The organism is Psychrobacter sp. SZ93C1, assembly GCF_015864635.1.
Classification (GTDB): domain Bacteria; phylum Pseudomonadota; class Gammaproteobacteria; order Pseudomonadales; family Moraxellaceae; genus Psychrobacter; species Psychrobacter fozii.
On record NZ_JADYWY010000007.1, the window covers coordinates 83916 to 107573 of the forward strand.

Here is a 23658-nt window from a genome sequence, read left to right on the forward strand (position 1 = left end):
CGGATCTAAAATATTAAGTAGCTACATAAGATGTAGCAGAAAAGCAGCTCAATTGCTGAAAATTATCAACATATCGAGCTGCAAGTCTTAACTTAAACTTTTTGACCTTGTGCGCGCATATCTGCTAACACTTTATCGATACCAAGTTTGTCAATAGTGCGCATACCTTTGGTAGACACACGTAGACGTACAAAACGATTTTCAGACTCTACCCAAAAACGATGGTTATGAAGGTTTGGTAGAAAGCGACGACGGGTTTTGTTGTTTGCGTGCGAAACATTATTACCCACCATAGGGCGCTTTCCAGTCACTTGGCAAACTCGAGACATGGCGAACTCCTAATCTATGAGGTATGAGTTTTTCTCATACCAGTCTGGGCAAGTTGCACGTTTTTGCGGCATGGACACAGCAAGCGGCAGCTTTGCACCAAACAAAACTATATGAATGTTGAGTTGATATTACTGTTATCTAAAGGCAAATAACAAGCATACCAATTCAGAAAATTTTAAAGCCGACATTTATACCATAAAAGAGATGAATACTCAAATATTTTTATGATTATTGTTGGTTTAAAGGGTGGTCATTATACCCTGAAATGAATGGGCTATGTTGTTGATTGTTTAATAGTAAAGATTAATTTTAACTTGAGGTTATTTTGTATCAGTTATTATAAAAAATCATCAACTCAGTCAGCAAAGACTCGCAAAAAAGACTAAAATAGCCAGTTTCCTGTGCTACTAGCATTTGAACCTAGTAGCGAGTTTTATTTTTAATTGGGCTTACTATGTCAGATAATACAAAAACGGTTTCATCATCGAATATACAGTCGAGTACCACTTCTATAAATACAGCCGCTCCGGTTGCTATCGATACCGCGACATTGCTGATTAAATGCAAAGATCAAGCAGGCATCGTACAAGCTGTATCTGAGTTTATACATCGCTATGGCGCCAATATCATTACTCTCGATCAGTATTCAACTGCCCATGAAGGCGGTCAGTATTTTATGCGTTTAGAGTTTGCCTTAGCAGGACTGAGCGATATTATTGATAATTTTGAAGCCAGTTTTGGTCATACGGTCGCCAAACGCCACAATATGGAGTGGCGACTACACAATAATGCGATTAAAACTAAGGTCGGTATTTTGGTATCGAAGTTTGATCATGCGTTATTAGATTTGTTATGGCGTCATCAGCGCGGTCTGCTTGATTGCGAGATTACCTCTGTCGTCAGCAACCATCCTGATCTGCGTCAATCGGTAGAAAACTTTGGTATCACCTTCCATCACGTACCAGTGACTAAGAATAATAAAGCTGAAGCAGAAGAGAAGATTCATGAATTGATGGCAGGCAATGACTTGATCGTATTGGCGCGTTATATGCAGATACTATCATCTGACTTTGTGAAGCGTTGGCCAATGCAAGTTATCAACATTCATCATTCATTCCTACCGGCCTTTGTGGGGGCAGACCCTTATCGTCAAGCCTATGATAAAGGCGTGAAGCTGATCGGTGCAACGGCGCACTATGTCACTGCTGAACTGGATCAAGGGCCTATCATAGAGCAAGATGTGCATCGTGTGACGCATCGTCAAGGTGTGACAGAACTGCGTGCTATTGGCCGTGATATCGAGCGTAATGTACTGGCGCGCGCTGTGAACTGGCATGTGCAGAACCGTGTGATTGTGGCAGGTAACAAGACCGTGGTTTTTAACTAAGACAAAGCGAATAGAAGACTCATCTAATACGAAGGCAGTCGGCAGTAATAACTATTGCTGTCGATCATGATGCCTTTGCTGACTCTATCTTTTATAGCAGCATCTCTAAAACAAACTTGCTACCGACAAAACCAATAGCCAGTAGAATAAAGGCATAAATGGTAATATTAGCAGCACGCTTGCCACGCCACCCTGCGCGCCAACTACCGAATAGTAGTGTGCCAAATAGCAACCATGAGAGCAGGCTAAAGACGGTCTTATGGACAATGTGCTGCGCCATCAGGTCTTGCACATAGACAAATCCAATGCCGAGCGCAATACTGAGCAAGACAAAGCCCACCAAAAGCATATCGAACAATAAGCTTTCCATACTTTGTAGTGAAGGGAGTTTATTGACCCAAAACCGATGAATCGTATGATGCTTAAGCTCGCGGATTTGTAGGCGTAAAAATAGCGCTTGCACCGCTGCCATCAGCAGCACACAATAGGCGGCGAGAGAGAGCAGGATATGGGCCTCAAGCCCGATGCTGATATCAGTAATGGGCTGATAAGGTGCACGGCCAACATAACCAATGGTCATGCCCATGAGTGCCGTTGGCGCTGCTAAGATGCCAAGGCTAATGATGGGGCGATAGAGACTAAATAGCATATAGAAAAACAAGAAAAACAAACTAATCAGGCTAATGGTATTAAACAGATTAAAATTTAGACCATAAAGAGTTACGACATAGGGATAGAGCAGCACTGCGTGCGCGACCATGCCAGCCGTCAATAGACCTAAGCTGATGTCTTTCCGAATAGGTGTACTTCGAATCAGCGCCCAACCGATGTAAATGCTGACTAAGATATAAGCTAGGCTAGCAAGTAAGAATGCAAGGTGCACAGACATAAAGCCTCGTCTCATACTGAGTGAAAATAGCCGCTCAGGTGAATGCTAAAGTGGTATTATTGGAATGATTAGAATAATTATCCAATTTATCATAAAATGGCAGCCAATTGAGTACCATCTTGCGTATTCCTTATAAATGTTTAGCCAGAGTGAGTTAAATAGAACAGATAGCCCTAAATGATATATTTAGAAGCGAACGATTTTGCAAAAACCCTATAAGTTTTGCGCCTGCTTGATGCTATAGTATTGATAATACGATTTTTTATAGGGCATTTTTAGAGAGTGTGAGCCAATAGCTAATACCTCATAATGCACCCTAATATTATTTATAAGCCATTCAAATGGTTTAACCGAGAATTATTTTAACTGAGAGTTATTTATGTTTGATACCTTAACAGAACGCTTATCGTCGAGCCTGCGTAATATCGTGGGTACTGGACAGCTGACCGAAGACAACATCAAAGACACTATGCGTGAAGTGCGCATGGCGCTACTGGAAGCTGATGTGGCGCTACCTGTCACTCGCGACTTTGTTAAGCGTGTTAAAGAGCAAGCACTTGGTGCTGAAGTGCTGAAAGAGCTAGCGCCAGGACAAGCCTTTGTCAAAATCGTCCATGATGAGCTGACTGAGATGATGGGCAGTGCCAATCAACAGCTAGAGATGACGGGTAAGCCGCCTGTCGTTTATTTGCTTGCAGGTCTGCAAGGTGCGGGTAAAACCACCACCGCTGGTAAGTTGGCCAAGTTTTTACAAGAGCGTCATAAGAAAAAAGTCATGTTGGTTTCAGCTGACGTCTATCGTCCAGCCGCCATCAAGCAGCTTGAGCAAGTAGCAGGTCAGGTAAATGCCAAGTTTGTGAATTCAAGCGCTGACGAAAATCCAATCGATATCGCGCTACGTGCTATCGAAGAAGCAAAAATCCAATATCAAGATATTTTGATTATCGATACGGCTGGTCGTCTACATATCGACGATACTATGATGGATGAGATTAAGGCGCTAACCGCTGCCGTTAATCCGTCTGAGACGCTATTTGTCGTTGATGCGATGACAGGTCAAGATGCTGCCAATACCGCCAAAGCCTTCAATGATGCCTTACCGTTGACGGGTGTTATCTTAACCAAAACGGATGGCGATGCTCGCGGCGGTGCGGCACTTTCTGTACGTGCGATCACAGGTAAGCCGATTAAGTTTTTAGGTCGCGGTGAGAAATTAGATGAGTTAGAGCTGTTCCATCCTGAGCGTATTGCTCAGCGTATTCTTGGTATGGGTGATGTACTGAGCTTGGTGGAAGAAGTCGAGCAAAAAATCGACCGTGATAAAGCCGAAAAAATGGCGAAAAAGATGCAAAAGGGCGGCGAGTTCGACCTTGAGGATCTCTTGACGCAGTTCCAACAAATGAAAAGTATGGGCGGCATGGCAGGATTTTTAGACAAAATGCCAGGCATGGGCGGCTCTGATATGCAAAAAGCAGTCGAAGATGCCAAGCCAGAAGAAAAAGTGCGTGAAATGGAAGCGTTAATCAATTCTATGACACCATTTGAGCGTAAAAATCCTGATAAGATTAACCCAAGCCGTAAGCGCCGTATTGCTGCGGGCTCTGGTCGCGAGATTCAAGATGTCAATCGCTTGCTCAAGCAACATAAGCAAATGGCAAAAATGATGAAAATGATCTCCAAGCCTGAAGGTATCAGTAAAATGATGAAGTCTATGCAAGGACTGATGGGCGGTGGCGGAGCAGGTGGTGGCGGCGGTGGCCCACTATTCGGTGGCGGTGGTCAGCAAGGCGGCACAAAGGATGTAAATCCAGAGCAAATGGCAAAGCAGATGGGCCTTGATCCAAATAACATGCCGAGCACTGAAGAGATGCAAAAGCAGATGCAGGAAATGCAGAATCAAGCGCCGAAAAAGTTTAAAACGCGCTTTTAAACAATATAGTGAATCCTTTATAAAAGAGCTACAGCGTTAACCTCGCTTGAAGTATCACATATACATCTGTACTCGGTTGCCTTGTATCTCTTTTAAACTGAATCAACTATAGCTGTCTGTATTATCTATGATTGTCTGATGGAAACCTCAAAACTGATATGGTTTTGAGGTTTTTTCTTTTCCTTTAATTCAATTCAGCGCTCATGGATAAAGTATGGAAAACGCAGAAAGTAATAAAATTCGTCTGTCCTAAATGCTATGATAGGCGCTATTTTACGAAGCTAGCACGCTTTTATAATATTCAGTTATCAAGTTACTTTAAAATGCCCAGACTATAAGCCGAGGTTATGATGTTTTTAGCAATGGATACCGTGTTTGATCAGTGCTCAATCGCAATTTTGGATTCAAATGGTCAGGTGCTATCGAGTCATACCGAGACTGGTAAACGTCAGCAGACTCAGCAGATTTTGCCAATGATTGATGCGGCCTTATCCGAAGCGCAGTTAAAGCTTGCTGATATACAGGCATTAATATTCAATCGGGGTCCTGGTGCATTTAGTGGTATCCGTATCAATACGGCAGTGGTGCAAGCGCTATCTGTGGCACATGACATCCCATGTGTGGGCGTCTCAAGCTTGCAAGCCATCGCGCAGAGTGCGTATCAGCAATATGGTCTGACGCAAGTGTATAGCGCGCTTGATGCTCGTATGCAGCAAGTGTATTTTGGGCAGTATGCAGTAATTGATAGTGAAGCAGCCATTATGCAGCCAGTGCTGATTGCTGATAGTGATAGCACTGAGCAGCTGTTAGATTATGATAGTCAGACCATGCTCGATATAGCCATTGTCGGTAATGGCTCGGGTCTATTAACCTTGCATGATAATCAGATTTTTCATGAAGACGTGTCGCCGGATGCAGTAGTTATCGGTCAGCTCGGTATCGCCCAGTTTATGGCGGTAGGTGGAACTGAGGCATCACAAGCTTTACCAAAATATTTACGTAACCAAGCTTGGAAAACCCTTAAAGAGCAAGGCAAAGCGTAGTCAATCCCCATCATTTTTAGCGCTACGTAAAATACAACAACACACTAAAAACTGTACGAACCAATAGGTCTGTATCTAGGAAAGCCATCGTGGATATCATTTTATTAATTCAAGCTGTCATCATGGGTATCGTTGAAGGTATCACTGAATTTTTACCCATTTCTAGCACTGGCTACCTAATTTTATCAGCAGATGTGATGGGCTTTTGGACCAAAGAAAAGGTCGACTTGTTTGTTGTCGTCGTCCAACTGGGTGCTATCTTGGCCGTTATCTATGACTATTGGGGCAGACTATGGCAAGCGCTTATGGGGTTGCTAACGGGTAAAGCAGAAGGCATGACCAATCCAAGACAGCTGGGACTTAGCCTAATTGTCGCCACCATTCCTGTGATGATCGTTGGTTTTACCTTCGCTGATGAGATTAAAGCTTATTTATTTAATCCGATCGTTGTCGCGATTATGCTCATCATCGGCGGTCTGCTGATATTTTATGTAGAAAAACGCCCTAAGACGGTCATTGCAGAGGAGGCGGAAGACGTCAGCCTAAAAACAGCATTGATGATTGGTCTGCTTCAATGTCTAGCTCTCATACCAGGTACATCACGCTCAGGTGCGACTATTATTGGTGCGCTATGGCTTGGTGTCTCGCGCAAAGCATCAGCAGAGTTTTCATTCTTTTTAGGTATTCCAGTTATCGTGGGTGCAGCATTATTAGATCTAATCAAACATGGTGATGTATTGACCAATAGTGAAGATTGGTTAGTATTAGGCGTTGGCACAGTCGTATCATTTATCGTCGCTTTACTCTGTATTCGCTTGCTAGTAGCATGGGTGAGCCGTCGTGACTTTACGATCTTTGCTTGGTTACGCATCATCACTGGTATCGTTGTATTGGTCGCCGCTTGGGGCTTTGGTTATCAAATGGCAGGCTAAGCCATTATGATGGTTGATGGCCTTATGAGTAGTAAAAAAGAGGGTAGTCATGAGTAGTTTGCCACACGCTTCTAAACAGGCTAATGCCTTGATGCAATGCCAGTTACTCTATGTGAGTGAGTCGCAGCAAGACCAAGTAGATAGCTTGCAAGTATTGATAAAGCAGCACCGATTACCCATCGAATTAAATGCTGAGCTGTCTGTCGATAAGTTAACGCAGAAACGTCGTCAGCAATTAAGCCAAATAGCTACTCAACCTATTTTGTTATTGGACGATAAAAATAAACTATCATGGCTTAGTGATGGACTCAGTGTCGCCCCAGAGTGGGATAAACTACAACGTCGTGTGGTGAGTGCAGGACGAAAGTCCGAATTGCTATTACAAGCTGCCAAGCTCACATCGGATAGCTGCATCATTGATGCGACGGCGGGTTTTGGGCATGATAGCTTGATATTGGGCAGTACTGGCGCCCAAGTCATCATGCTTGAGCAGCAGCCGTTGATGGCATTGCTCTTACTTGTAGAGCAACAGCGAATGAGTACGTTGCCGAATTGGCAAAAGCTGATGTTGCGTTTACAGATCATAAATACGGATGCGCTTAGTTATTTTGAAGGACTAGACGTTGAGTCAGATACTAGCGAGAGTAACGTCATCGATGTCGTCTATCTGGACCCTATGTTTCCAGAGGACAGCTATCAAGATAGTAAGACAGGTAAGGGCGCTAAAGTTGGTAAGCACATGCAAGCCTTGCATCAATTGGCAAGCCCTCCAACATTGGACGAAGAATGCCAGCTACTAGCATCTGCAAAAGCTGTTGTCAGTAAGCATGCACAGCAATCTGGGCGCGTCATCGTAAAACGACCTCAGCATGCGCCATTGTTAGCAAGCCAACAACCTAATGAAAGCTGGCACAATGAAGCAGTACGTTTTGATGGTTATTTTGTTTAGAATGCTTTAACTATGGTATTTGGTGAAAGGACGCGCCCTAGTTAGCAAGTTTATAATCATTAAGTTTAAAATTAATGGATTTAGGAGCAAGGAATGTCAACGCTAATTATTTGGGCCATGGGTGCGGTGCTATTATTGATCAATATCATTTTGCGTACCCGAATCCTTCGGCTTGAAGCACGACTAAAAGAATTGAGCAATCCACAAGAGCAATTGGCATTTTTACGTCAGCAAGCAGCACAAAAAGATAAAGTCCCTGCGCTGAAAGCGTTGCGCAAACAGTATCCTGAGCTGTCACTGGTCGATGCCAATCGATTATGGCAACAAATTCAGTAGCCAGCAGTTAATTCATTGAACAGTCAATCTAGTCGCTCTTGGCAAAGTCTATAAACACGCACACAAAGTATTTAATTGATGATAATAAAAAGCCATGACATTTAAAGAAAAATTACAAGCTTATATCCAGCTAACCCGTTTTGATAAGCCAGTGGGCATTGAGTTGCTACTATGGCCAACATTATGGGGCGTGCTGCTGGCTGCGATGGGTCAAGCGCAGCAGCAAGGAGCAACGGCAGCGCTGCCAAATCTCAAAATATTTATAATATTTGCGCTAGGTGCGATTTTTATGCGGGCGGCTGGTTGTGCGATTAATGACTTTGCTGATCGAAAAGTAGATGGCCATGTGACCCGTACCAAAGGACGCCCATTAGCTGACGGGCGATTATCAGGTAAAGAAGCCGTCGCTGCGTTTTTGGTGTTGGTGCTACTAAGTGCCAGCCTGTTGTTTTTCTTACCTATTGCCGTGTTTTATTGGTCGTTTGGTGCCGTTATATTGGCATTTATTTATCCGTTTATGAAACGTTATACACATTTGCCGCAAGTATTTTTAGCAGCCGCTTTTGGTTGGGCGATACCGATGGCTTATGTGGCCGTACAAGGTGCTCCTGACATCTGGTGTTGGTTATTGTTTTTAGCCTATATGTGCTGGACGGTGGCTTACGATACGCAGTATGCGATGGCTGACCGCGAGGACGATGTGAAGATTGGGGTGAAATCAACGGCGATATTATTTGGTCGTTATGATGTGATTATCATCTCGCTATTACAAACGTTGTTTTTACTCATCATGGGCGTGGTCATGTGGCATTATTTTGCGCCGACTACGTTGGGTGTCATACCAGTATTTGGTTTGGCATTAGTCGCTATGATGTTTGCTAAGCAAAACAGTGCTTGTGCTAGCTACAATGCATTGGCTTGCTTTCAGGCATTTTTGGCTAATATTTGGGTAGGACGTTACGTCTTTGCTCTCATTGCCATCGCTTGTATATGGACGACGTTCAATGGATAAATTGTCGAAATTCCAATCGAAAGGAAGTTCTGCCGCTAATACGCCTATTATCGATTATCAGGCAAGACTGGCTGAGCATGGTCTCACACGCGAGCAAGTCATTGCGACCGAGCGTAAATTGGCAAAGTTTGCCAATACAATGGATTCGTTAGTACGGATACCGTTTACCAAACAAGGTATGGGTGCGGATGCCGCGCTTTCAACCATTCCATTGGCGGGCGATTTAGCAGGACTGGCACTGACGAGCTATGCATTTATATTGGGTCGTCAATTGGGTGTGCCAGCACATAAGATGACGCCAGCAGTTAGGCTAGCACTTATTGATATGGTAGTGGGTATCGTGCCTGGTATTGGGACGCTGCTCGATATATTCATTCGTCCGAGTCGTAAGACATTGGGTATCGTGCATGAGCATCTACATGATGAGTATGGCATCACTGAAACCATGCATATGGATCGACCATTTTTACATCAATCGCTAGAAGATAAGCAACAGCAAAGTCGTTTTGGTTTTTTTTGGCGTAATCCAATCGTTGCTTGGCTGTACCTGCATATCCCTGATATTTTAGGATTAATCGTCATTGTGGTGATTGGTTGGGGATTATGGGCAATGATAAGTTGGTTGGTCAGTCTGTTCGGGCAAACCACTGGGTTTGGCTAAAATAAAAGCAGTAGGGTCTGTTGAACATTCAAATATTAGGGCTGCTGATTACTAAAATTGCACCAAATTAGGCGCAAACCGACGATAATATCGAGACCTTAGCTAGGTTTGCAACAACGTTTGGGGTGATTTTAGCATCAGCCTTGAGAACGGATTGAGCAAAGCGCTGCTTTGCCCGTTCGCAAGGCAAGAGCTGTGCTCGAGTGGAGGGCAGTACTATTTTTTGCCAATACATGGCGAAATTGTTTAACCTAGAATGACTAGGTGTCAAAAATTTCACTGCATATTGCCTAAAAAATAGTGACTGCCAGCACCATATTTGAATGTTCAACAGACCCTAATAAAAAGGCGGCATACGTTACTATTTAATCGTAACGTATGCCGCCTTTTTTATGGCAAATTTTTATAAATGTTAAGGCTCAGATATTACTCAGTGATGACTTCTGCTTCCGCACTTACCGCATCAAAGCTAGTAATTTTGTTATTTTGGACAAGGTCGATAGTACCACCGCCAGCATGACTGACCAGCTCGATACTGCCATCATTTGAGCGATAGGTGGGGTTATTACCTTGGCCTTCTGGTGCACTTAGCGTCAGCTTTGGTTTATTGGGCAAGGTGAGGATAGCATTAAGCATGCCTGCTGCCGAGGTTTGAAAGACAACGGATAGGGTTTCACCTGCTGCATTTTTATAACGGACATCTGTGATTTGTGCACCTTTAATGGCTTGCTCAGGATTGGGTGCTACAGCAGCACTGTTTGTTGATGTATTAGTAGTATTAAGATCACCCTCTAATTCACTCAAGCTAATATCACTCTCTGAATCGGTTGGTTGCGCTGTGGTACTGTCGGTATTGCTGTCTAAGCTTTCATCAGCATCAATACCGTTGATATTAGTCGTCACTGGCGTCGTTTGTACAGTTGTCTCCGTCTGTACTTCATTAGCCGCTTTAGGTTCCGGATCTTTTTGGCAGGCAGTCAGTAGCAATGCACTAAAGAAAACAGCAGGGATTACTTTATAGTAAGACTTGGATTTTAGTAGGTTTAAAGTAAGGTTGTTCATAATAGGGCGGTTATCCAATAAGCGTGCTTTATTTAAGCACAGTAAGATGCAAGAGTCAGTGGTGCTGTTAAATATTAACCGTAATAACCAGCTTTCGCTGCTCACCATATTTTTCAAGATGGTCTCTATGCTCACACAAGTAAATACCTTGCCATGATCCCAATCCTAGCGTTCCATTGATAAGTGGAATGGTCAAACTCACGCCAAACAGCATACTTTTAAAATGGGCTGGTAAGTCATCCGAACGTTTTGTTATATAGTGATAATATATCTGATTGGTTGTCATTATAAGTGTTCTTATAGTAATAGATCGGTTATCTAGTCTGATATATGAATTGGGATTTCAGCTATTAGTAGACATTTTAGCTTACAACATAATACGATTGTGTTATGTTAAGGAAAAACGGAGGTCGATAAATGTCGTGCTTCGTTAATGAATGTTAGTCTACATACACTTAGGAATGGTAATGAATAACGATACAATTACTGAAAGTCAGCTAGCGGCTTACAAACCAACGACTACTTATGTAGGTATCTCTTGGGGGGCAATGCTGATAGGTGTATTGGCATACCTGATTGGATTATGGAATGCACAAAGCATGTTGTTAAATGAAAAAGGCTATTATCTAGCTGTTTTAGCACTTGGTTTATATGCCGCCATCAGTTTGCAAAAGACGATTCGTGACCGTGCAGAAGGTATTCCAACAACCAATTTGTATTACATGATAAGTTGGGCTGCTCTAGGATTGTCCATTGCCCTCATTGTGATTGGACTCGTAAATGCAGATGGGTTGATATTGAGTGAGAGAGGCTTTTATATGATGGCATTTACGCTTAGTTTATTTGCAGCAGTTACCATTCAGAAGAATACTCGTGATGAGGAGCAAGTTCGAAAGCTGATTACGCCTATGACAGGGTTTAATAACAACAGCGGCATAAATATTGATAAAGAAGTGAATAGTCAGCCTGATTCTGGCAAGTCACTTTTTAGTGCAGTTAAATCTAGAATGGAAGGCAATGATTAAAGCTTTCCATTAAAAGAAATAATTAAGTAAGCGGTGTCTGCAAACGCGTACGATTTGGTGCTAGGCGTGCTAGCATCGCGGTTGATAAAGGTGTAAACGAGCCTAGCATCCTATCTACTAACGCTTCAGCGCATAGTGGTGCAATGGCATAGCCTTTAGCGCCCATCGCACTCATTACCCAAATGCGTTCGCTATCAATCAATTGTCCAACGATGGGGTGGTAGTCAGGTGTTTGGGTACGAACGCCAGCACGTCCTTGCCATCCACTTATATCTGTCGGCACAACCGACGCCATTTCAGGAATGGCGGTGACCAGCTTGTCACGGCTAATCTGATGCTCTTCTTCACGGATATCCGTGTTCGTATCATTACGTATAAAACTCGCCCCTAGTAGAAACTGAGGTTGGCCTTTTGCTGTGTCATTTAAGTTTTCATCACCCGCTTGGGCAGTGAATGGCGTACAGTAACCACTATATTTGAGTGGTATTTTAGGTAAGCTTGCGAGTTGTTCGGCTGTAGGCGTAAACCAAGAAAGTTGACCACGAATTTTACGACAATCAAAAATACGCTTATCTAATTGATGGCTCTCAAATGCCGCACAAACCACCACATTATCAGCAGTTATAGATGTTACTTGTTGATTTTGATCATACCCTTCAATACAAACATGACTTTCCATCTCGCTAATATTATTGACGGCTAACTGCTGAAAATGAATGAGCGGATGGGTCAGAATCGTCTCTTTTAATGCTTGTGGATTCACCAAGCCTGACTGCGGTAAATATAGATTCTCCGATACATCCTGAATATTTAATCCGCTGGCATCTTGCGCCTGCGTAAGCGATAACGTGGTTGCCATGTCATCAGGATAGTCTGCAATTTGCTCTGTACCAATATTGGCCTTGATTAGTAAATCAAGAGCACCTGTTGGCTCCAATATGGGCGCTATATTGAGCTGTACAGCTGTTTCATTCAGCACACGATATAGTCTGCTACTATAGAGATAACCCATGGTGTGTAAATGCTCATCGACATGATGAATGGGTGTCATCTTGGGAGCAAGTAGGGCGCGTGGGTTTCCTGATGCGCCTGCTAAGGGTGCGGATTTATCTAATAAAGTGACTTGAATACCACGATTGGCCAGCGACCATGCCGTTAGCAATCCTGAGACACCAGCACCAATAACGATACTATGAGCAGGAGTATTGTGTGTACTATTAGCAGGCTTGCTCTTACTATTAATTTCAGATAAACAGGCAGCATCAGTCATGACAGCTGTTAGCATTTGGTTTTTTCGCCCAAAGCCTTTGACCTTAATAATCTCAAAGCCATGCTCTCTTAGCCCACGTTTAACGATACCTGCACTGCTATAGGTCGCAGCGGTAGTGTCTTGGCAGGATAAGCGCTTTATCTGAGTAAAGATATCTTCTGCCCATAAGGCGCTATTACAAGAAGGCGCAAAGCCATCTAAAAACCATGCGTCAACGCAGGGCGTAGGTTCTATGGAAGTATCTAATGCTAACTTGGCCAAGCTCTCAGCAGCATCACCAAACCACATATCAACGGTCAAATTATCATCAAAGAAATTCAAACGATGAGAGCCAGCAATAAGGGGTGGGTAGGCGGCCAAAAGAGGCGCAATCAATTCTGCAAGCTCAGGCGCACGCTGCGCCCACAATGTGAGTATGTGCGTTAAACCTGCAAGGGGTATGGGAAATTTTTCCGTGGTAATAAAATGTAGGCGAGCCGTTGCTAATTGTGGGTGAGTCTCGCGTAACTGTCGCCATAGCAGCCAAGTGGCTAATAGATTGAGCCCTGTACCAAAGCCCAATTCAGTGATCGTAAAGCATTGCTTTGGTGCAAGGCGTGCCAGTCTTTCAGGTAGTTGATTATGCGCCAAAAACACATATCGTGACTCTGCTAGACCATCCGCATGTGAAAAATACACATCGCCAAACTCACCTGATACGGGTACTTGATTACCCGTATCGTCTACCTGCCAATCAATCCTGGCAGGAGTGATGATGTTTAGTGCGTTAGCAGTTTTAGATTGCGCAGGAGGGTTAGGCGTTTCTTTGGGTACAGACGTGGACTTAGACGTGAACATAGACATAGACACTCACATAGGACAGAGCAATAAATAGAGAGTGCGCTACCAACGCTCACGGCGGACAAACACTAGCCACGAGATAAAGATACCAACCAACAGACTGATTAATACTGTAAATGCCCCGTATAAGAAAATCTGACCTTTACTTTCATAAACCAAAACGTTTGCTTGAGTCTGCAAGTCGTTTACCTGACGTTGCAATTGTGCATTGCGGCTTAGCAACGCTTGATTGGCATCAGATAGCGCCTGTTTAGATGGCTGCAGTTGCGCTGCTAAAGTACGATTGATATCCAACGCTGAGTTACTGGTTGGTTGAGCGTTTAGTGCTTCAGGTTCTGTCACCGGTATCGTTGCCAATGGATTGGTCACATCCATCGTCGTCACCGTTGGTACAGCTTGTACCGATGTAGCAGCCATAAACATTAGGGTAGCTATGCTGAGTTTGTAATGACGTGTATTCAAATAAGAGACACGCTGACTCACGACGCTGCTACTTTTTCTGATGTGCTGTCATCTGGTTTTGGCAGTGCTTGAATGAACGGCTTGATATCTACATGGCTGTATACACCGTCGCGCAAGTAAGGCTCTTCGTTCGCCCATGCTTGTGCGGCCTCAAGAGAGTCGAAATCAGCAATGATTAGGCTGCCTGACATAGCGCTTTTACCATGCTCAATAGGGTTTGGACCTGCAATAATCAGTCGCTGCTCATTGTTCAATACTTTAAGACGTTCAAGATGTTCGATACGGGTAATCTGACGTTGCGCGCTGCTCTCTGCAACATCATGACCAATAATGGCAAATAAGGACATAAGACTTCCTCAATAAAATGATGATTGATGTAAGTGTGTTTAATCAATAGATAAATAAAGCTTAATTCATAGCAACTAATGCCGTTACTGTAAATGTTTAAAATACTGTAAATAGTTAAAATACTATGGATATTCAAAAATCGTATTTATTATAAAATAATAGCCTAAGTATTACTTAGTGGTTTTGTTTGTCAGTTCTGGATTTAAGTAATTTTTTAATACCGCAAACTGAGCCACAACGAATACCAACATAATTGGAATCCAACCGTACGTTTTAAAGTTGATCCATGCTTCATCTGACATCGTAAACGCTGTGATATAATGTAAGACGCCCATCATGGCAAAAAACAATGCCCAAGCGATGGTAAGTTTTTTCCAGCCACTCATTGTGAGCGAAAAAACATCTTTCATTGCTAGCTGCATCAGAGGCTTATTAATCGCGGCACTTACTAATAGCGTCAAGGCAAAGATACCGTTGATAATTGGTGATTTCCAACGCAGATAGATGTCATCACGTAAGATTAGGGTACCACCACAAAACAGAATGGTTAATAGTAAAACAACCCATTGCTGCTTATCAAACTTGCCTTTTTGGCGGATAAAATGAATCGCATAAACGATAATAGTGGCGATGAGTAAAGCACCGGCCCCTGCCAAGATGCCACTGTGACGCGCACCAATGAAAAAGGCAATTAAAGGAATAAAGTCTAATAGGGCTTTCATAACAAATAGGGTGTCCACCAAAAACGTATGGGGTAGTTTACACGTCTACTGCACCAAAAAAAAGCAATCAACGCGATAATCGTTCTACATGATGGGCTTGCTTAGTAACACTTTATGATTGTGGCTCATGAGCAGCGCTGCGACCCAATATAACGATTCGATAATGTCAGTAGTTCTATGTATTGAATACAGTCATTCCATTATAGAAATGTTACTGCGTTAACCCCACTTGAAGTGTTTAATAGACATCTACACTCGGTTTGTTTGAATGACTTCCATATTGAATAGACTACACAACGGCTAGCTACTACTGTATTTCTCTTTTTACTCTTTTTTACTCTCTTTAATGCTTATTATTTTAAAATGCTAAGGCTTATTTATGAAATTCGATCTACATTGTCACAGCACTTGCTCTGATGGTACTTATGGGCCAACGGAAGTAATACAACGCGCCCATGCGGCTGGCGTCAATGTATTGGCTCTGACCGATCACGATACGCTAGCAGGAATTGATGAGGCGAGAGTCGCTGCGACGGCCTGTGACATGCAACTCATTAATGGCGTTGAGATCAGCTGTGAGCATACGCTTAGCGGTGGTTATGGTAAAAACAAATCGACCAACAAAATTATCCATGTACTTGGGCTTGATTTTACTGATCTCGAAAAAATGCATGCAACATTACAGCAATTGCAAGACAGTCGTGCTACTCGTGGTCAGAAAATTACGGAAAAGCTCAGTGAATTGCTAGATATCAGTTATGACGAGCTATGGCAAGCGGTACTTGTGAAAGCAGGTGGCAATCCGCAAGCAGTAGGGCGTGCGCATATTGGACAAGTATTGTTTGAGCGCGGTGAAGTAAAGACCGTACAAAAAGCCTTTGATAAATATCTGGCGGACAATAAACCTGCTTATGTGGCAATCGAGGCCCTAACGATGCAGCATGGTATCGAGCTAATCCATGCTTGTGGTGGTAAGGCTGTACTGGCGCATCCGACTCGTTATCAACTCTCAGCCACTCGCGTGCGCAAACTGATTGAAGAGTTTGCCCAGTTAGGCGGTGATGCTTGTGAGCTGCCCGCCAATAGTGAGCCAGTTAGCACCCGCAGAATGGTCGATCGTAGTATCGCTGAGCACAATCTTGTCACCTCAACCGGTAGTGACTTTCATGGTAGTAATATGCCGTGGCGACGTTTGGGCGATGTACCGACGCTGAACCCTGAACAGCAAGGGGTTTGGCAGTCATTTAGGATGTTTGCTTAATTCGTGTTTTACAAGTATTCAAAAAATACCTATAAAATCCACTGAAAAGTGGTTGATTATCGTTTAATCTTGAAGGTTGCCTGAGTTAATATGTCGATTGAAATAATGTTTAAAACAAAGCGTCAGTTATTGACGCGTGAACTATCAAATGGATTGATAATTCAGGCATAAATGGCCACACTGAATAAGTAGTTTTGGTTTCAGTAGTAATCATGAGTTGTCAGTTGTTATTCTGGTTTTAGCTCTATCAATTCTTCTATTTGCGGTAGCCCATTATGGCTGTATCTAAGTTTTATCTAGGCTACAAGCAGCTTTCTAAGGCAGTTTTTGAGTGGGAAGCAGCTGATAGGACGGCTCTACTAGCAGCATTTATGGTGATTGAGGTTTTTTCACATTGGCTATGGTGCTTATTTGTTTGGTATCGCCGCGACATTTATAGTAATTACGTTGATATAACTCTGCTCTATCCACTATGGATTAGCGTGTCCATGGTAGGTGTATTTTTACTATGGATGTCCAGTCGTTTTTCACCAGTTAGAAATGCCAAGAGCAATTTGTATACGTGGCAAGCGATACTTATTACTATTTATAGTGCCTATATTACCTTTGTTATCACCATATTAGGGCATAGTAGTCTGGTAACGGGTGTCTCACTGGTAGGTGGTGCTATGCTAGGAATGATGCTCATTAGCCGGCGGTATGTATGGCGAGCATTTGTAGGGCAAATTATCGCAATCTTAGCAGTAACGTTGTTTCCTTATTTTGGTATCACGTTACCAAATTTGCGTCAAATGATTGCTACGACGCTGCCTCCTAATATTCATAGTTATGTCACTTATAATGAGATGGCTATGATGAAAGACGCTACCGCTGCTACTGTCCTGCCAAATGGAAGGTTAAATTGGGATAGTGTCAATTATCTGCGTCAATCTTCCAATCTATTGTGGCGTTCTACCCATATTTATATGTCGTTACCAAAAGCCATTTTTATCATTTATATGTTTCGTACTTTGTTAGTGATATTAGATGACAGTAGAAAAGAAACCTTACAACATGCCAATCAAGACGAGCTGACCCAACTAAAAAACCGTCGTTATGGCCTGATGCAAATGAAACAGGCATTGGTGAGCATAGAACCTGCTCAAGATTTCAGCGTAATTCTATTAGATTTAGATTGGTTTAAAGATATCAATGATAGCTATGGTCATGATATTGGCGATCGAGTGTTAGTGACAGTGGCACAAGCACTACTACAGTGTTTAACGGACGATGCCATTGTTAGCCGCTATGGTGGTGAGGAGTTTTTGATTGTGCTACCAGATACGAAGCATGATAGTGCGATGGTCATTGCCGAACAACTACGGCTAAGCATCGCTGATCAAACCATCGTGGTCGATGATAATACTACCTTTAACGTGACCGCTAGTCTCGGGCTATACACGCTGACTCATGACGAGCGTCATTGCATAAAGCACACATGCGAAAAACTGTCACAAACAGAATCAGGGTATCAGTTTAAAAAACCACAGGTCAGTAAGTCGAATAGTGAACGAGCTGGTAAAAATATCGACACAACGCAGTTGCCCCAAGATATTTGTCAGCGCTTAATTTGTATGGCAGATAAGGCTTTGTATAATGCTAAGGGCCTCGGGCGCGATAAAGTTGTGAGTGCTAACGAGATGTTAAAAGCAGGCGATAACAAGATAGATTCGCTTTATGGTAATTAAAAATCGATAAAGCAGCTGGACATTCATAGATGATAGATGTCATCTATGAATGTCCTAATCTGTATCTACTTAATTAAAAGACCAACTGCTTTACCAAACTCGCCAATACACTGGTTGCAAAACTGCCAGTCGTTAGCGTGAAATTCAATACGAGTGTCTGCGAGTCTTCTTCTGAATCACGCCATTCCCATGTTAATGCTTCGATAGGTAAACGCAGCGCTCGTCGTTGTGCCTTTATATCTCGTTGCTCTAATCCTGCTGCTAACTGCGTCAATAGAGGGCTATGTTGTACAGTATCATTTTCAATGTCAGCCGCCGCATTACTGACTTTGTCATTGTCTCTGCCCCACATCACAGCCGTTGGATGGATATCACCACTAGCCATTCGTTCACATAATGTGTCATCTATCTCTTCACTGGTAAAGATCGATCCTGAGCCATCCAAATTAAACACTTCACCGGATAGACCAGTATTCCAGCTACCATCTCGTACGCGTGCTGCCAATATCTCATTAAATATCAAGCTACGGGCTGCAGACAGCTCCATCGTGTTTTGCTCGCGTGGGGCACGCTTGCTTTTGCTTTTTTTAGACGATGGGCGAGGCGCTCGTGGTGGACGGGAAAACAGTGATAGTGCCTCTCTGACGTTATTGCCCTGACGACCGAAACGCTGTGGACCAAAATAATTGGGAACGCCGCTTTTACTAATACTCGATAAGTACTGCTCGACCGTCTCTTTTGCAGACAATAATTGCTCAGGTTCAAGTGTTTCAGTATCACTATTGTCAAACTGAATATCACGTAAGGTAATTACGAATTGATTGGCACGATGTGTACCACGATTGAGCTTTTTGTTATGCCAATGCTGAGCGAGAATAGTGACTGACTCAGTCTCTCCGATATCTATTGGCGCAAACTCAGTAACTGGTAATTGCTTCTTTGGTATTCGTAGACTAAACCACTGCGTCGTCAGCGCGTGACGATCTTTTAACCCTGAATATCCAACATCACGCAATGGAATCTCGGCCCACTCTGATAGTAGTTTGGCCAAATAAGCAGTATTCATTCCTGATTTTTCTATATGCAACCATAGATGCTCACCTTCATTGGTGAAGTCTAATGGCAATATTTCATTAACGATGAAATCCGTAGTATTGGCTTTATAAGTTGCTCGTTTTAACGGTGGCTGCATTGGCTGTGGCAACTGCGTAGTATCTGCGGCAGCTGTAATGTCGATATCAGCTATATCAACGGATGTACTCGTAACTGGCTTGCTCTCCAAATGTGATTCGGAGTCAGAGATCGTAGGCGTTTCAATACGGTTGTCTGGATAAGTCATAAAGGGGTCTTTTATTTTGATTGTAAATTTAAAATGGAAGTCATAGTCATAGAGGGTCTAAACGAAACTCGAAAACTTACGTTTTGCAACGCAGTAAACATACAAAAAAACAGCGTGTGCTAAATGGTCTTGTTACTATCGATGAATAGGGTATGAAAAGATCATAGGATTGTTTTCACCCCATTCTTATTAGAAATCCATTATAACCGTTAAGGAAGACTTATGACCAATGCAACGATTCACACAGTTACTATCAGCAAGGCAGACATTCCAAGTGGCGGTATGAAATCATACAAGCAAGATGATGATAGTATCATTTTAATCACTCGAGACGACGATGAGTTTCATGCGTTTGATGGAAAATGCCCACATGCGGGAGCGGATTTAGGCACTGGGTTACGCTGTGGCAACCGTGTGGTTTGCCCATGGCATCATGCCACTTTTGATAGTCGTGATGGCACATTATTAGAGCCAATCGCTACCGAAGGCTTGACCCAATATCAACTGACTGACAATGGTAAAGAGTTGATTGTGACGACATCGGCTAAAGAAAATATCAGCGTATCAAACGATAAATTGAAAGACACTCATACTGTGATTGTGGGCGGCGGTGCAGCTGGGTTTATGACGGCACATTACCTGAGAAATACCGGGTATGGCGGTGATATCACATTGATTAGTGCTGACAATAAAGCTCCTTATAATCGTCCGTTATTGTCCAAAGCTTTTTTGGCAGGAAACATGCCAGAAGAAAAGCTGCTGCTTGGTGGTAGCGACTGGGCCAAAGACAATAATATTGATTTGCGCTTAAATCAAACCGTGAGCAAAGTATTGCCCAATGAGCGTACTTTAATGGTTGTTAGTGACAGTAACAGTAACAACAACAGCAACGATGACAATAGTGACGAAACGATATCGGCCGATTATTTGGTAGTGGCCACAGGATCGTCGCCATCTATACCGCCTATTACTGGAGCAGATTTAGATGGCGTGTATACCTTACGCAGTATGGATGATGCCAAGTTGATTAAAGCGGCCAGTCATGATCAGCGCGTGGTAATTATCGGTACTGGTTTTATTGGTATGGAGGTCGCCTCAGCTTTAGCACAGGCAGGCACGACAGCTTCAATTACAGTGGTTGGGCAGTCTGGCCGTGTGATGGACAATATCGTCTCAGAAACTGTTAGCAAAGCACTTATCAAGTTGCATGAAGAAAACGGCATTAACTTTGTGTTAGGTGCCAACGTGAATGAAATTACCAAGGTTGAAAACAAGTCGGACAGCAGTGAGGCAAGACAAACCTTTTCACAAGTAGGTGGTGTGACGCTTGCTAATGGCGAGCATATCGATGCCGACATTGTGATTTTAGGTACTGGGGTATCTGCCAATACCGAGCTGTTAGAAGAGGTCAACGACTCTGATGGGGTACAGGTCGATAGCAAGCTGCAATTGCGTGATGGAGTTTATGCACTGGGTGATATCGCAAAAGCATCTGGGCAAATGGGGCGTATGCGTATTGAGCATTGGCGAGTGGCATTACAGCATGGGCTTGTGGCGGCCGCTGCGATATTAAAAGACGAGACAGTAGAGACGTTAGATGCCCGTGTGCCGTTTTTTTGGACCATGCAATTTGGCAAAAGCCTACGCTATAGTGGCCATGCCCAAACACCAGACAACAGCATATTACTTGGCACCCCAGATACGCTCGATTATATTGAGTACTACTTTAATGATGGCGATGACAGTAATGAGAATAGCCGAGCCACTGCGGCCAGTACATTAGGGCGCGACCAAGAGCTAATTGCTTTTGCTGAGCTATTACGTATAGGTCAAGCCCCAACTCGTGCTCAAATCAACTCAGGATTCGATATTATTAATCAAGCAAAAGTGTTATCGCTCTAGTACTATCAAGCAATAAGTATTAGTATCTTGGGCATGTCATCAATTAGCACATTAATACATTTAGTGGTCTTAAAATGGCTAAATTTTGATAAATATCGTCAGAAGTTTTGTCAATATGTTCATATTAACGGCAATTTCTTCCTCATTTATCTACAATTTTTCTCATTTTAAGCCTCACAATCTAATTGATGACATGCCCTAGGCTGGCTTAGGGATCTAAGTCAGTTTTTTTATACATGAATAAAAAAGGAAAATTATAATATGAGCGAAAATACTATAAATAAGAGCACTGTAGATAAGAGTACTATAAATGAAAACCACTTGAGTAAAGAGTCTGTATTTTTGCGTGAAGCCACATTAGATGATATTGACGCTCTTGAGCAGTTATTGAATTGCTGCTATCGCGAGACATCAGGTTGGACCAATGAGGCCGATTTGATTGGTGGTATCAGAACCACCTCAGCTGAGCTTGCTGCTGTTATTAATGACCCGAATCACTATTACTTTGTTTATCCAAAAACGATAACCGGCGAACGCGATGGAGAAGAGACGGGTGAGATACTTGGCTGTATTGCTGTCGATATTAAAACTGATGCTGACTCAAATAAAAAAGCCTATATTGGCATGTTTGCGGTACATCCTGTGCTACAAGGGCAGGGCATTGGTAACGTGATCCTGCAAGCAGCAGAAACTTTTGCAGATCGCCACTTGCAGTCACAGAATCAGCCGAGCCGTTTGACCATGTCTATTCTTAGCCATCGTCCTGAGCTATTGGCTTATTATGAGCGCCGTGGCTATCAGTTAAATGGTAATAAAATGCCGTTTCCCAATGATGGCAATAATGGCGAGCCAAAGCGTCAAGATTTGGAGCTATTAGAATTAGAAAAAATCGTTAGCTGATTATATTATTTTAGCGAAAAGACACTTAAAACTATAATGTCTGAATCAACGCCAAAAATATCTAAAGGTCATAAATAGCCCTACGCTCAACAATAAAAATGCCACGATGATTAAGCGCTTAAACCAGTTAAAGGCTGGCAAGCGTGTGGCATTGTCATCGGACATGAGGTAAGCAAATAAACAAAGCAAGCTCGCTGCCAAGGTCATTATTCCTAAGCCAATCGGTAATATAAAAAGGTACACCTGCCACACAGTCATCTCTCAATGGTCATTATTAATGGCATGATAGCAGCATCGTGATTGCGCTGTCTGTATGAACGTGACTTCACTTAAACTTTTCAGAGCTATTCAAACAGAAGTGATTCAATTATAAAAAAGCAATATCAAATAAAAATAGGCAAATATCGAGAAATTAAGTTGGGTTTAAAGTTATAATTCTGTATAGTTCAGGTAACTTTATAGATACATTGAAACCGATATGAATAGTTTTAAGAAATTAATATTAATTTCGATATTGTCACCATTATTTGTTGCATGTTCGAATACACCTTCTGAAAGCACGGTCGAAGGGTTGATTGAAGCACAATATGAGCAAGCCAATAGCATGATGGATAATGCCATGGCAAATGCGGGCAACGATGAAATGGCAAAAGCCATGAGTGGCATGATGGAAGGTATGATGCCCAAGCTTGAAAGCGTCGAGAATATAAATTGTGACACAATTGAGGGCGAAAACACCTATATGTGTACGGCGGATATTACTCAAACCATAGGTGGTAATAGTGGAACCAACAAGACCAGCTTTAAAGTTTATCAAGTGAATAATGAATGGGTGTTGGGTAATTAAGACTAAGCTTAATTGCTACTTTCAATAAGATCAAACTAATATCACAACGGATGGAAGCTCTCAAATGAACAGTAATGACACGAATTTACAAGCCGGTAATGGCAATAATAGTAAGCAAGACTCCACAAACATAGCATTGCTAAACTGGTTAGGCTGTCTATTCTTCGGCTTTATTCCGCCCCTGATTATTTTCTTGGTAAAAAAAGATGACGCTTACGTACAATCTCAGGCGAAAGAAGCCTTAAATTGGTCAATAACCTTTGTGATAACTTATATTGGGTTATGGATTGTGGCTATGGTACTTGGATTTATTCTAGCATTCATCTGGTCGCCGTTAGCTTTCATACCTATGATGTTCTTATTTTTATATGCTTTCTCGCATTTAGTATTCTGTATTATGGGCGCGATTAAATGCTCTTCAGGACAGGACTTTAAAGTGCCATTTAATATTCGATTGATTAAATAGTTTCCATTAAAATATACC

Annotated in this window: 24 protein-coding genes; 15 read left to right on the forward strand and 9 right to left on the reverse strand. The window is 42.6% G+C overall.

Features of this window, described 5'->3' with window-relative positions:
• Nucleotides 1-92 precede the first annotated feature (92 nt).
• A complete protein-coding gene (gene rpmB / locus I6E83_RS10050) occupies nt 93-329 on the reverse strand; it encodes a 50S ribosomal protein L28 (protein WP_010201401.1) in 237 nt (78 codons plus the stop codon).
• A 455-nt stretch (nt 330-784) separates the two neighbouring features.
• Between rpmB and purU the strand changes: the two genes are divergently transcribed.
• Nucleotides 785-1717 (forward strand): formyltetrahydrofolate deformylase, encoded by a 933-nt coding sequence (gene purU, locus I6E83_RS10055; protein WP_227680903.1) that lies wholly within the window; start codon nt 785-787, stop codon nt 1715-1717.
• Nucleotides 1718-1808: 91 nt separating this feature from the next.
• On the opposite strand, the gene I6E83_RS10060 is transcribed toward purU, so the two are convergent.
• The gene (locus I6E83_RS10060) at nt 1809-2600 is read right to left on the reverse strand and encodes an inner membrane protein YpjD (protein WP_413786940.1); all 792 of its coding nucleotides are present in this window, start codon (nt 2598-2600) and stop codon (nt 1809-1811) included.
• Nucleotides 2601-2985: 385 nt separating this feature from the next.
• Between I6E83_RS10060 and ffh the strand changes: the two genes are divergently transcribed.
• The 7 genes from ffh to I6E83_RS10095 all read left to right on the forward strand — a co-directional run bounded on the left by ffh (nt 2986) and on the right by I6E83_RS10095 (nt 9469).
• The gene (gene ffh / locus I6E83_RS10065; RefSeq protein ID WP_197101628.1) at nt 2986-4536 is read left to right on the forward strand and encodes a signal recognition particle protein; all 1551 of its coding nucleotides are present in this window, start codon (nt 2986-2988) and stop codon (nt 4534-4536) included.
• 350 nt (nt 4537-4886) lie between these two features.
• A complete protein-coding gene (gene tsaB / locus I6E83_RS10070) occupies nt 4887-5579 on the forward strand; it encodes a tRNA (adenosine(37)-N6)-threonylcarbamoyltransferase complex dimerization subunit type 1 TsaB (RefSeq protein ID WP_197101831.1) in 693 nt (230 codons plus the stop codon).
• 89 nt (nt 5580-5668) lie between these two features.
• A complete protein-coding gene (locus I6E83_RS10075) occupies nt 5669-6511 on the forward strand; it encodes an undecaprenyl-diphosphate phosphatase (RefSeq protein WP_197101630.1) in 843 nt (280 codons plus the stop codon).
• Between the two features lie 49 nt (nt 6512-6560).
• Entirely contained in the window at nt 6561-7460 is a 900-nt protein-coding gene (locus tag I6E83_RS10080) for a class I SAM-dependent methyltransferase (protein WP_197101632.1), read from the forward strand.
• A 93-nt stretch (nt 7461-7553) separates the two neighbouring features.
• Nucleotides 7554-7796 carry a hypothetical protein gene (locus I6E83_RS10085; RefSeq protein WP_197101634.1) on the forward strand — a complete coding sequence of 81 codons (243 nt, stop codon included), beginning with the start codon at nt 7554-7556 and terminating at the stop codon, nt 7794-7796.
• A gap of 94 nt (nt 7797-7890) precedes the next feature.
• A complete protein-coding gene (ubiA, locus tag I6E83_RS10090; RefSeq protein WP_197101636.1) occupies nt 7891-8808 on the forward strand; it encodes a 4-hydroxybenzoate octaprenyltransferase in 918 nt (305 codons plus the stop codon).
• Nucleotides 8801-9469, forward strand: a complete 669-nt coding sequence (locus I6E83_RS10095) for a DUF4112 domain-containing protein (protein ID WP_197101638.1) — start codon at nt 8801-8803, stop codon at nt 9467-9469. The genes ubiA and I6E83_RS10095 overlap by 8 nt, the downstream gene beginning before the upstream one ends.
• Nucleotides 9470-9895: 426 nt before the next feature.
• On the opposite strand, the gene I6E83_RS10100 is transcribed toward I6E83_RS10095, so the two are convergent.
• Complete coding sequence (locus I6E83_RS10100; protein WP_197101640.1) at nt 9896-10531, reverse strand: hypothetical protein; 636 nt, start codon at nt 10529-10531, stop codon at nt 9896-9898.
• Nucleotides 10532-10598: 67 nt separating this feature from the next.
• Complete coding sequence (locus I6E83_RS10105; RefSeq protein WP_227680904.1) at nt 10599-10817, reverse strand: YjbQ family protein; 219 nt, start codon at nt 10815-10817, stop codon at nt 10599-10601.
• A gap of 181 nt (nt 10818-10998) precedes the next feature.
• On the opposite strand from I6E83_RS10105, the gene yiaA reads away from it, so the two are divergent.
• Nucleotides 10999-11556: an inner membrane protein YiaA gene (gene yiaA / locus I6E83_RS10110; RefSeq protein WP_197101642.1), complete on the forward strand. Its 558-nt coding sequence runs from the start codon at nt 10999-11001 to the stop codon at nt 11554-11556.
• Nucleotides 11557-11578: 22 nt separating this feature from the next.
• On the opposite strand, the gene mnmC is transcribed toward yiaA, so the two are convergent.
• The 4 genes from mnmC to ispZ form a co-directional block, all read right to left on the reverse strand.
• On the reverse strand, nt 11579-13663 hold the full coding sequence (gene mnmC / locus I6E83_RS10115; RefSeq protein ID WP_197101833.1) for an FAD-dependent 5-carboxymethylaminomethyl-2-thiouridine(34) oxidoreductase MnmC: 2085 nt from the start codon (nt 13661-13663) through the stop codon (nt 11579-11581).
• Nucleotides 13664-13708: 45 nt separating this feature from the next.
• Nucleotides 13709-14149: a hypothetical protein gene (locus I6E83_RS10120; RefSeq protein WP_320158390.1), complete on the reverse strand. Its 441-nt coding sequence runs from the start codon at nt 14147-14149 to the stop codon at nt 13709-13711.
• Nucleotides 14146-14475 carry a YciI family protein gene (locus tag I6E83_RS10125; RefSeq protein WP_197101643.1) on the reverse strand — a complete coding sequence of 110 codons (330 nt, stop codon included), beginning with the start codon at nt 14473-14475 and terminating at the stop codon, nt 14146-14148. The genes I6E83_RS10120 and I6E83_RS10125 overlap by 4 nt, the downstream gene beginning before the upstream one ends.
• 171 nt (nt 14476-14646) lie before the next feature.
• Complete coding sequence (gene ispZ / locus I6E83_RS10130; RefSeq protein ID WP_194197699.1) at nt 14647-15198, reverse strand: septation protein IspZ; 552 nt, start codon at nt 15196-15198, stop codon at nt 14647-14649.
• 379 nt (nt 15199-15577) lie between these two features.
• On the opposite strand from ispZ, the gene I6E83_RS10135 reads away from it, so the two are divergent.
• Together I6E83_RS10135 and I6E83_RS10140 are read left to right on the forward strand one after the other, a co-directional pair.
• Nucleotides 15578-16459, forward strand: a complete 882-nt coding sequence (locus I6E83_RS10135) for a PHP domain-containing protein (protein WP_197101644.1) — start codon at nt 15578-15580, stop codon at nt 16457-16459.
• A 275-nt stretch (nt 16460-16734) separates the two neighbouring features.
• Nucleotides 16735-18186 carry a GGDEF domain-containing protein gene (locus I6E83_RS10140; RefSeq protein ID WP_197101645.1) on the forward strand — a complete coding sequence of 484 codons (1452 nt, stop codon included), beginning with the start codon at nt 16735-16737 and terminating at the stop codon, nt 18184-18186.
• 73 nt (nt 18187-18259) lie between these two features.
• Here I6E83_RS10140 and truD read toward each other — a convergent pair whose 3' ends face one another.
• Nucleotides 18260-19378, reverse strand: coding sequence for a tRNA pseudouridine(13) synthase TruD (gene truD, locus I6E83_RS10145; protein WP_413787061.1), 1119 nt, complete (start codon nt 19376-19378; stop codon nt 18260-18262).
• 369 nt (nt 19379-19747) lie between these two features.
• Here truD and I6E83_RS10150 point away from each other — a divergent pair, with 369 nt between their 5' ends.
• The 4 genes from I6E83_RS10150 to I6E83_RS10165 all read left to right on the forward strand — a co-directional run bounded on the left by I6E83_RS10150 (nt 19748) and on the right by I6E83_RS10165 (nt 23640).
• A complete protein-coding gene (locus tag I6E83_RS10150) occupies nt 19748-21427 on the forward strand; it encodes an FAD-dependent oxidoreductase (protein WP_197101647.1) in 1680 nt (559 codons plus the stop codon).
• A 261-nt stretch (nt 21428-21688) separates the two neighbouring features.
• On the forward strand, nt 21689-22327 hold the full coding sequence (locus I6E83_RS10155) for a GNAT family N-acetyltransferase (RefSeq protein WP_197101648.1): 639 nt from the start codon (nt 21689-21691) through the stop codon (nt 22325-22327).
• A gap of 478 nt (nt 22328-22805) precedes the next feature.
• A complete protein-coding gene (locus tag I6E83_RS10160) occupies nt 22806-23174 on the forward strand; it encodes a hypothetical protein (RefSeq protein WP_197101650.1) in 369 nt (122 codons plus the stop codon).
• A 64-nt stretch (nt 23175-23238) separates the two neighbouring features.
• A complete protein-coding gene (locus tag I6E83_RS10165; protein ID WP_197101652.1) occupies nt 23239-23640 on the forward strand; it encodes a DUF4870 domain-containing protein in 402 nt (133 codons plus the stop codon).
• Nucleotides 23641-23658: the final 18 nt, after the last annotated feature.

Coding starts and splice junctions, on each gene's coding strand:
- I6E83_RS10095 (WP_197101638.1), top strand. CDS start 8,801: ATGGATAAATTGTCGAAATTCCAATCGAAAGGAAGTTCTGCCGCTAAT.
- I6E83_RS10140 (WP_197101645.1), top strand. CDS start 16,735: ATGGCTGTATCTAAGTTTTATCTAGGCTACAAGCAGCTTTCTAAGGCA.
- tsaB (WP_197101831.1), top strand. CDS start 4,887: ATGTTTTTAGCAATGGATACCGTGTTTGATCAGTGCTCAATCGCAATT.
- yiaA (WP_197101642.1), top strand. CDS start 10,999: ATGAATAACGATACAATTACTGAAAGTCAGCTAGCGGCTTACAAACCA.
- I6E83_RS10155 (WP_197101648.1), top strand. CDS start 21,689: ATGAGCGAAAATACTATAAATAAGAGCACTGTAGATAAGAGTACTATA.
- I6E83_RS10150 (WP_197101647.1), top strand. CDS start 19,748: ATGACCAATGCAACGATTCACACAGTTACTATCAGCAAGGCAGACATT.
- I6E83_RS10100 (WP_197101640.1), bottom strand. CDS start 10,531: ATGAACAACCTTACTTTAAACCTACTAAAATCCAAGTCTTACTATAAA.
- ispZ (WP_194197699.1), bottom strand. CDS start 15,198: ATGAAAGCCCTATTAGACTTTATTCCTTTAATTGCCTTTTTCATTGGT.
- purU (WP_227680903.1), top strand. CDS start 785: ATGTCAGATAATACAAAAACGGTTTCATCATCGAATATACAGTCGAGT.
- ubiA (WP_197101636.1), top strand. CDS start 7,891: ATGACATTTAAAGAAAAATTACAAGCTTATATCCAGCTAACCCGTTTT.
- ffh (WP_197101628.1), top strand. CDS start 2,986: ATGTTTGATACCTTAACAGAACGCTTATCGTCGAGCCTGCGTAATATC.
- I6E83_RS10160 (WP_197101650.1), top strand. CDS start 22,806: ATGAATAGTTTTAAGAAATTAATATTAATTTCGATATTGTCACCATTA.
- I6E83_RS10080 (WP_197101632.1), top strand. CDS start 6,561: ATGAGTAGTTTGCCACACGCTTCTAAACAGGCTAATGCCTTGATGCAA.
- I6E83_RS10085 (WP_197101634.1), top strand. CDS start 7,554: ATGTCAACGCTAATTATTTGGGCCATGGGTGCGGTGCTATTATTGATC.
- truD (WP_413787061.1), bottom strand. CDS start 19,378: ATGCAGCCACCGTTAAAACGAGCAACTTATAAAGCCAATACTACGGAT.
- I6E83_RS10105 (WP_227680904.1), bottom strand. CDS start 10,817: ATGACAACCAATCAGATATATTATCACTATATAACAAAACGTTCGGAT.
- I6E83_RS10125 (WP_197101643.1), bottom strand. CDS start 14,475: ATGTCCTTATTTGCCATTATTGGTCATGATGTTGCAGAGAGCAGCGCG.
- mnmC (WP_197101833.1), bottom strand. CDS start 13,663: ATGTTCACGTCTAAGTCCACGTCTGTACCCAAAGAAACGCCTAACCCT.
- I6E83_RS10135 (WP_197101644.1), top strand. CDS start 15,578: ATGAAATTCGATCTACATTGTCACAGCACTTGCTCTGATGGTACTTAT.
- I6E83_RS10165 (WP_197101652.1), top strand. CDS start 23,239: ATGAACAGTAATGACACGAATTTACAAGCCGGTAATGGCAATAATAGT.
- rpmB (WP_010201401.1), bottom strand. CDS start 329: ATGTCTCGAGTTTGCCAAGTGACTGGAAAGCGCCCTATGGTGGGTAAT.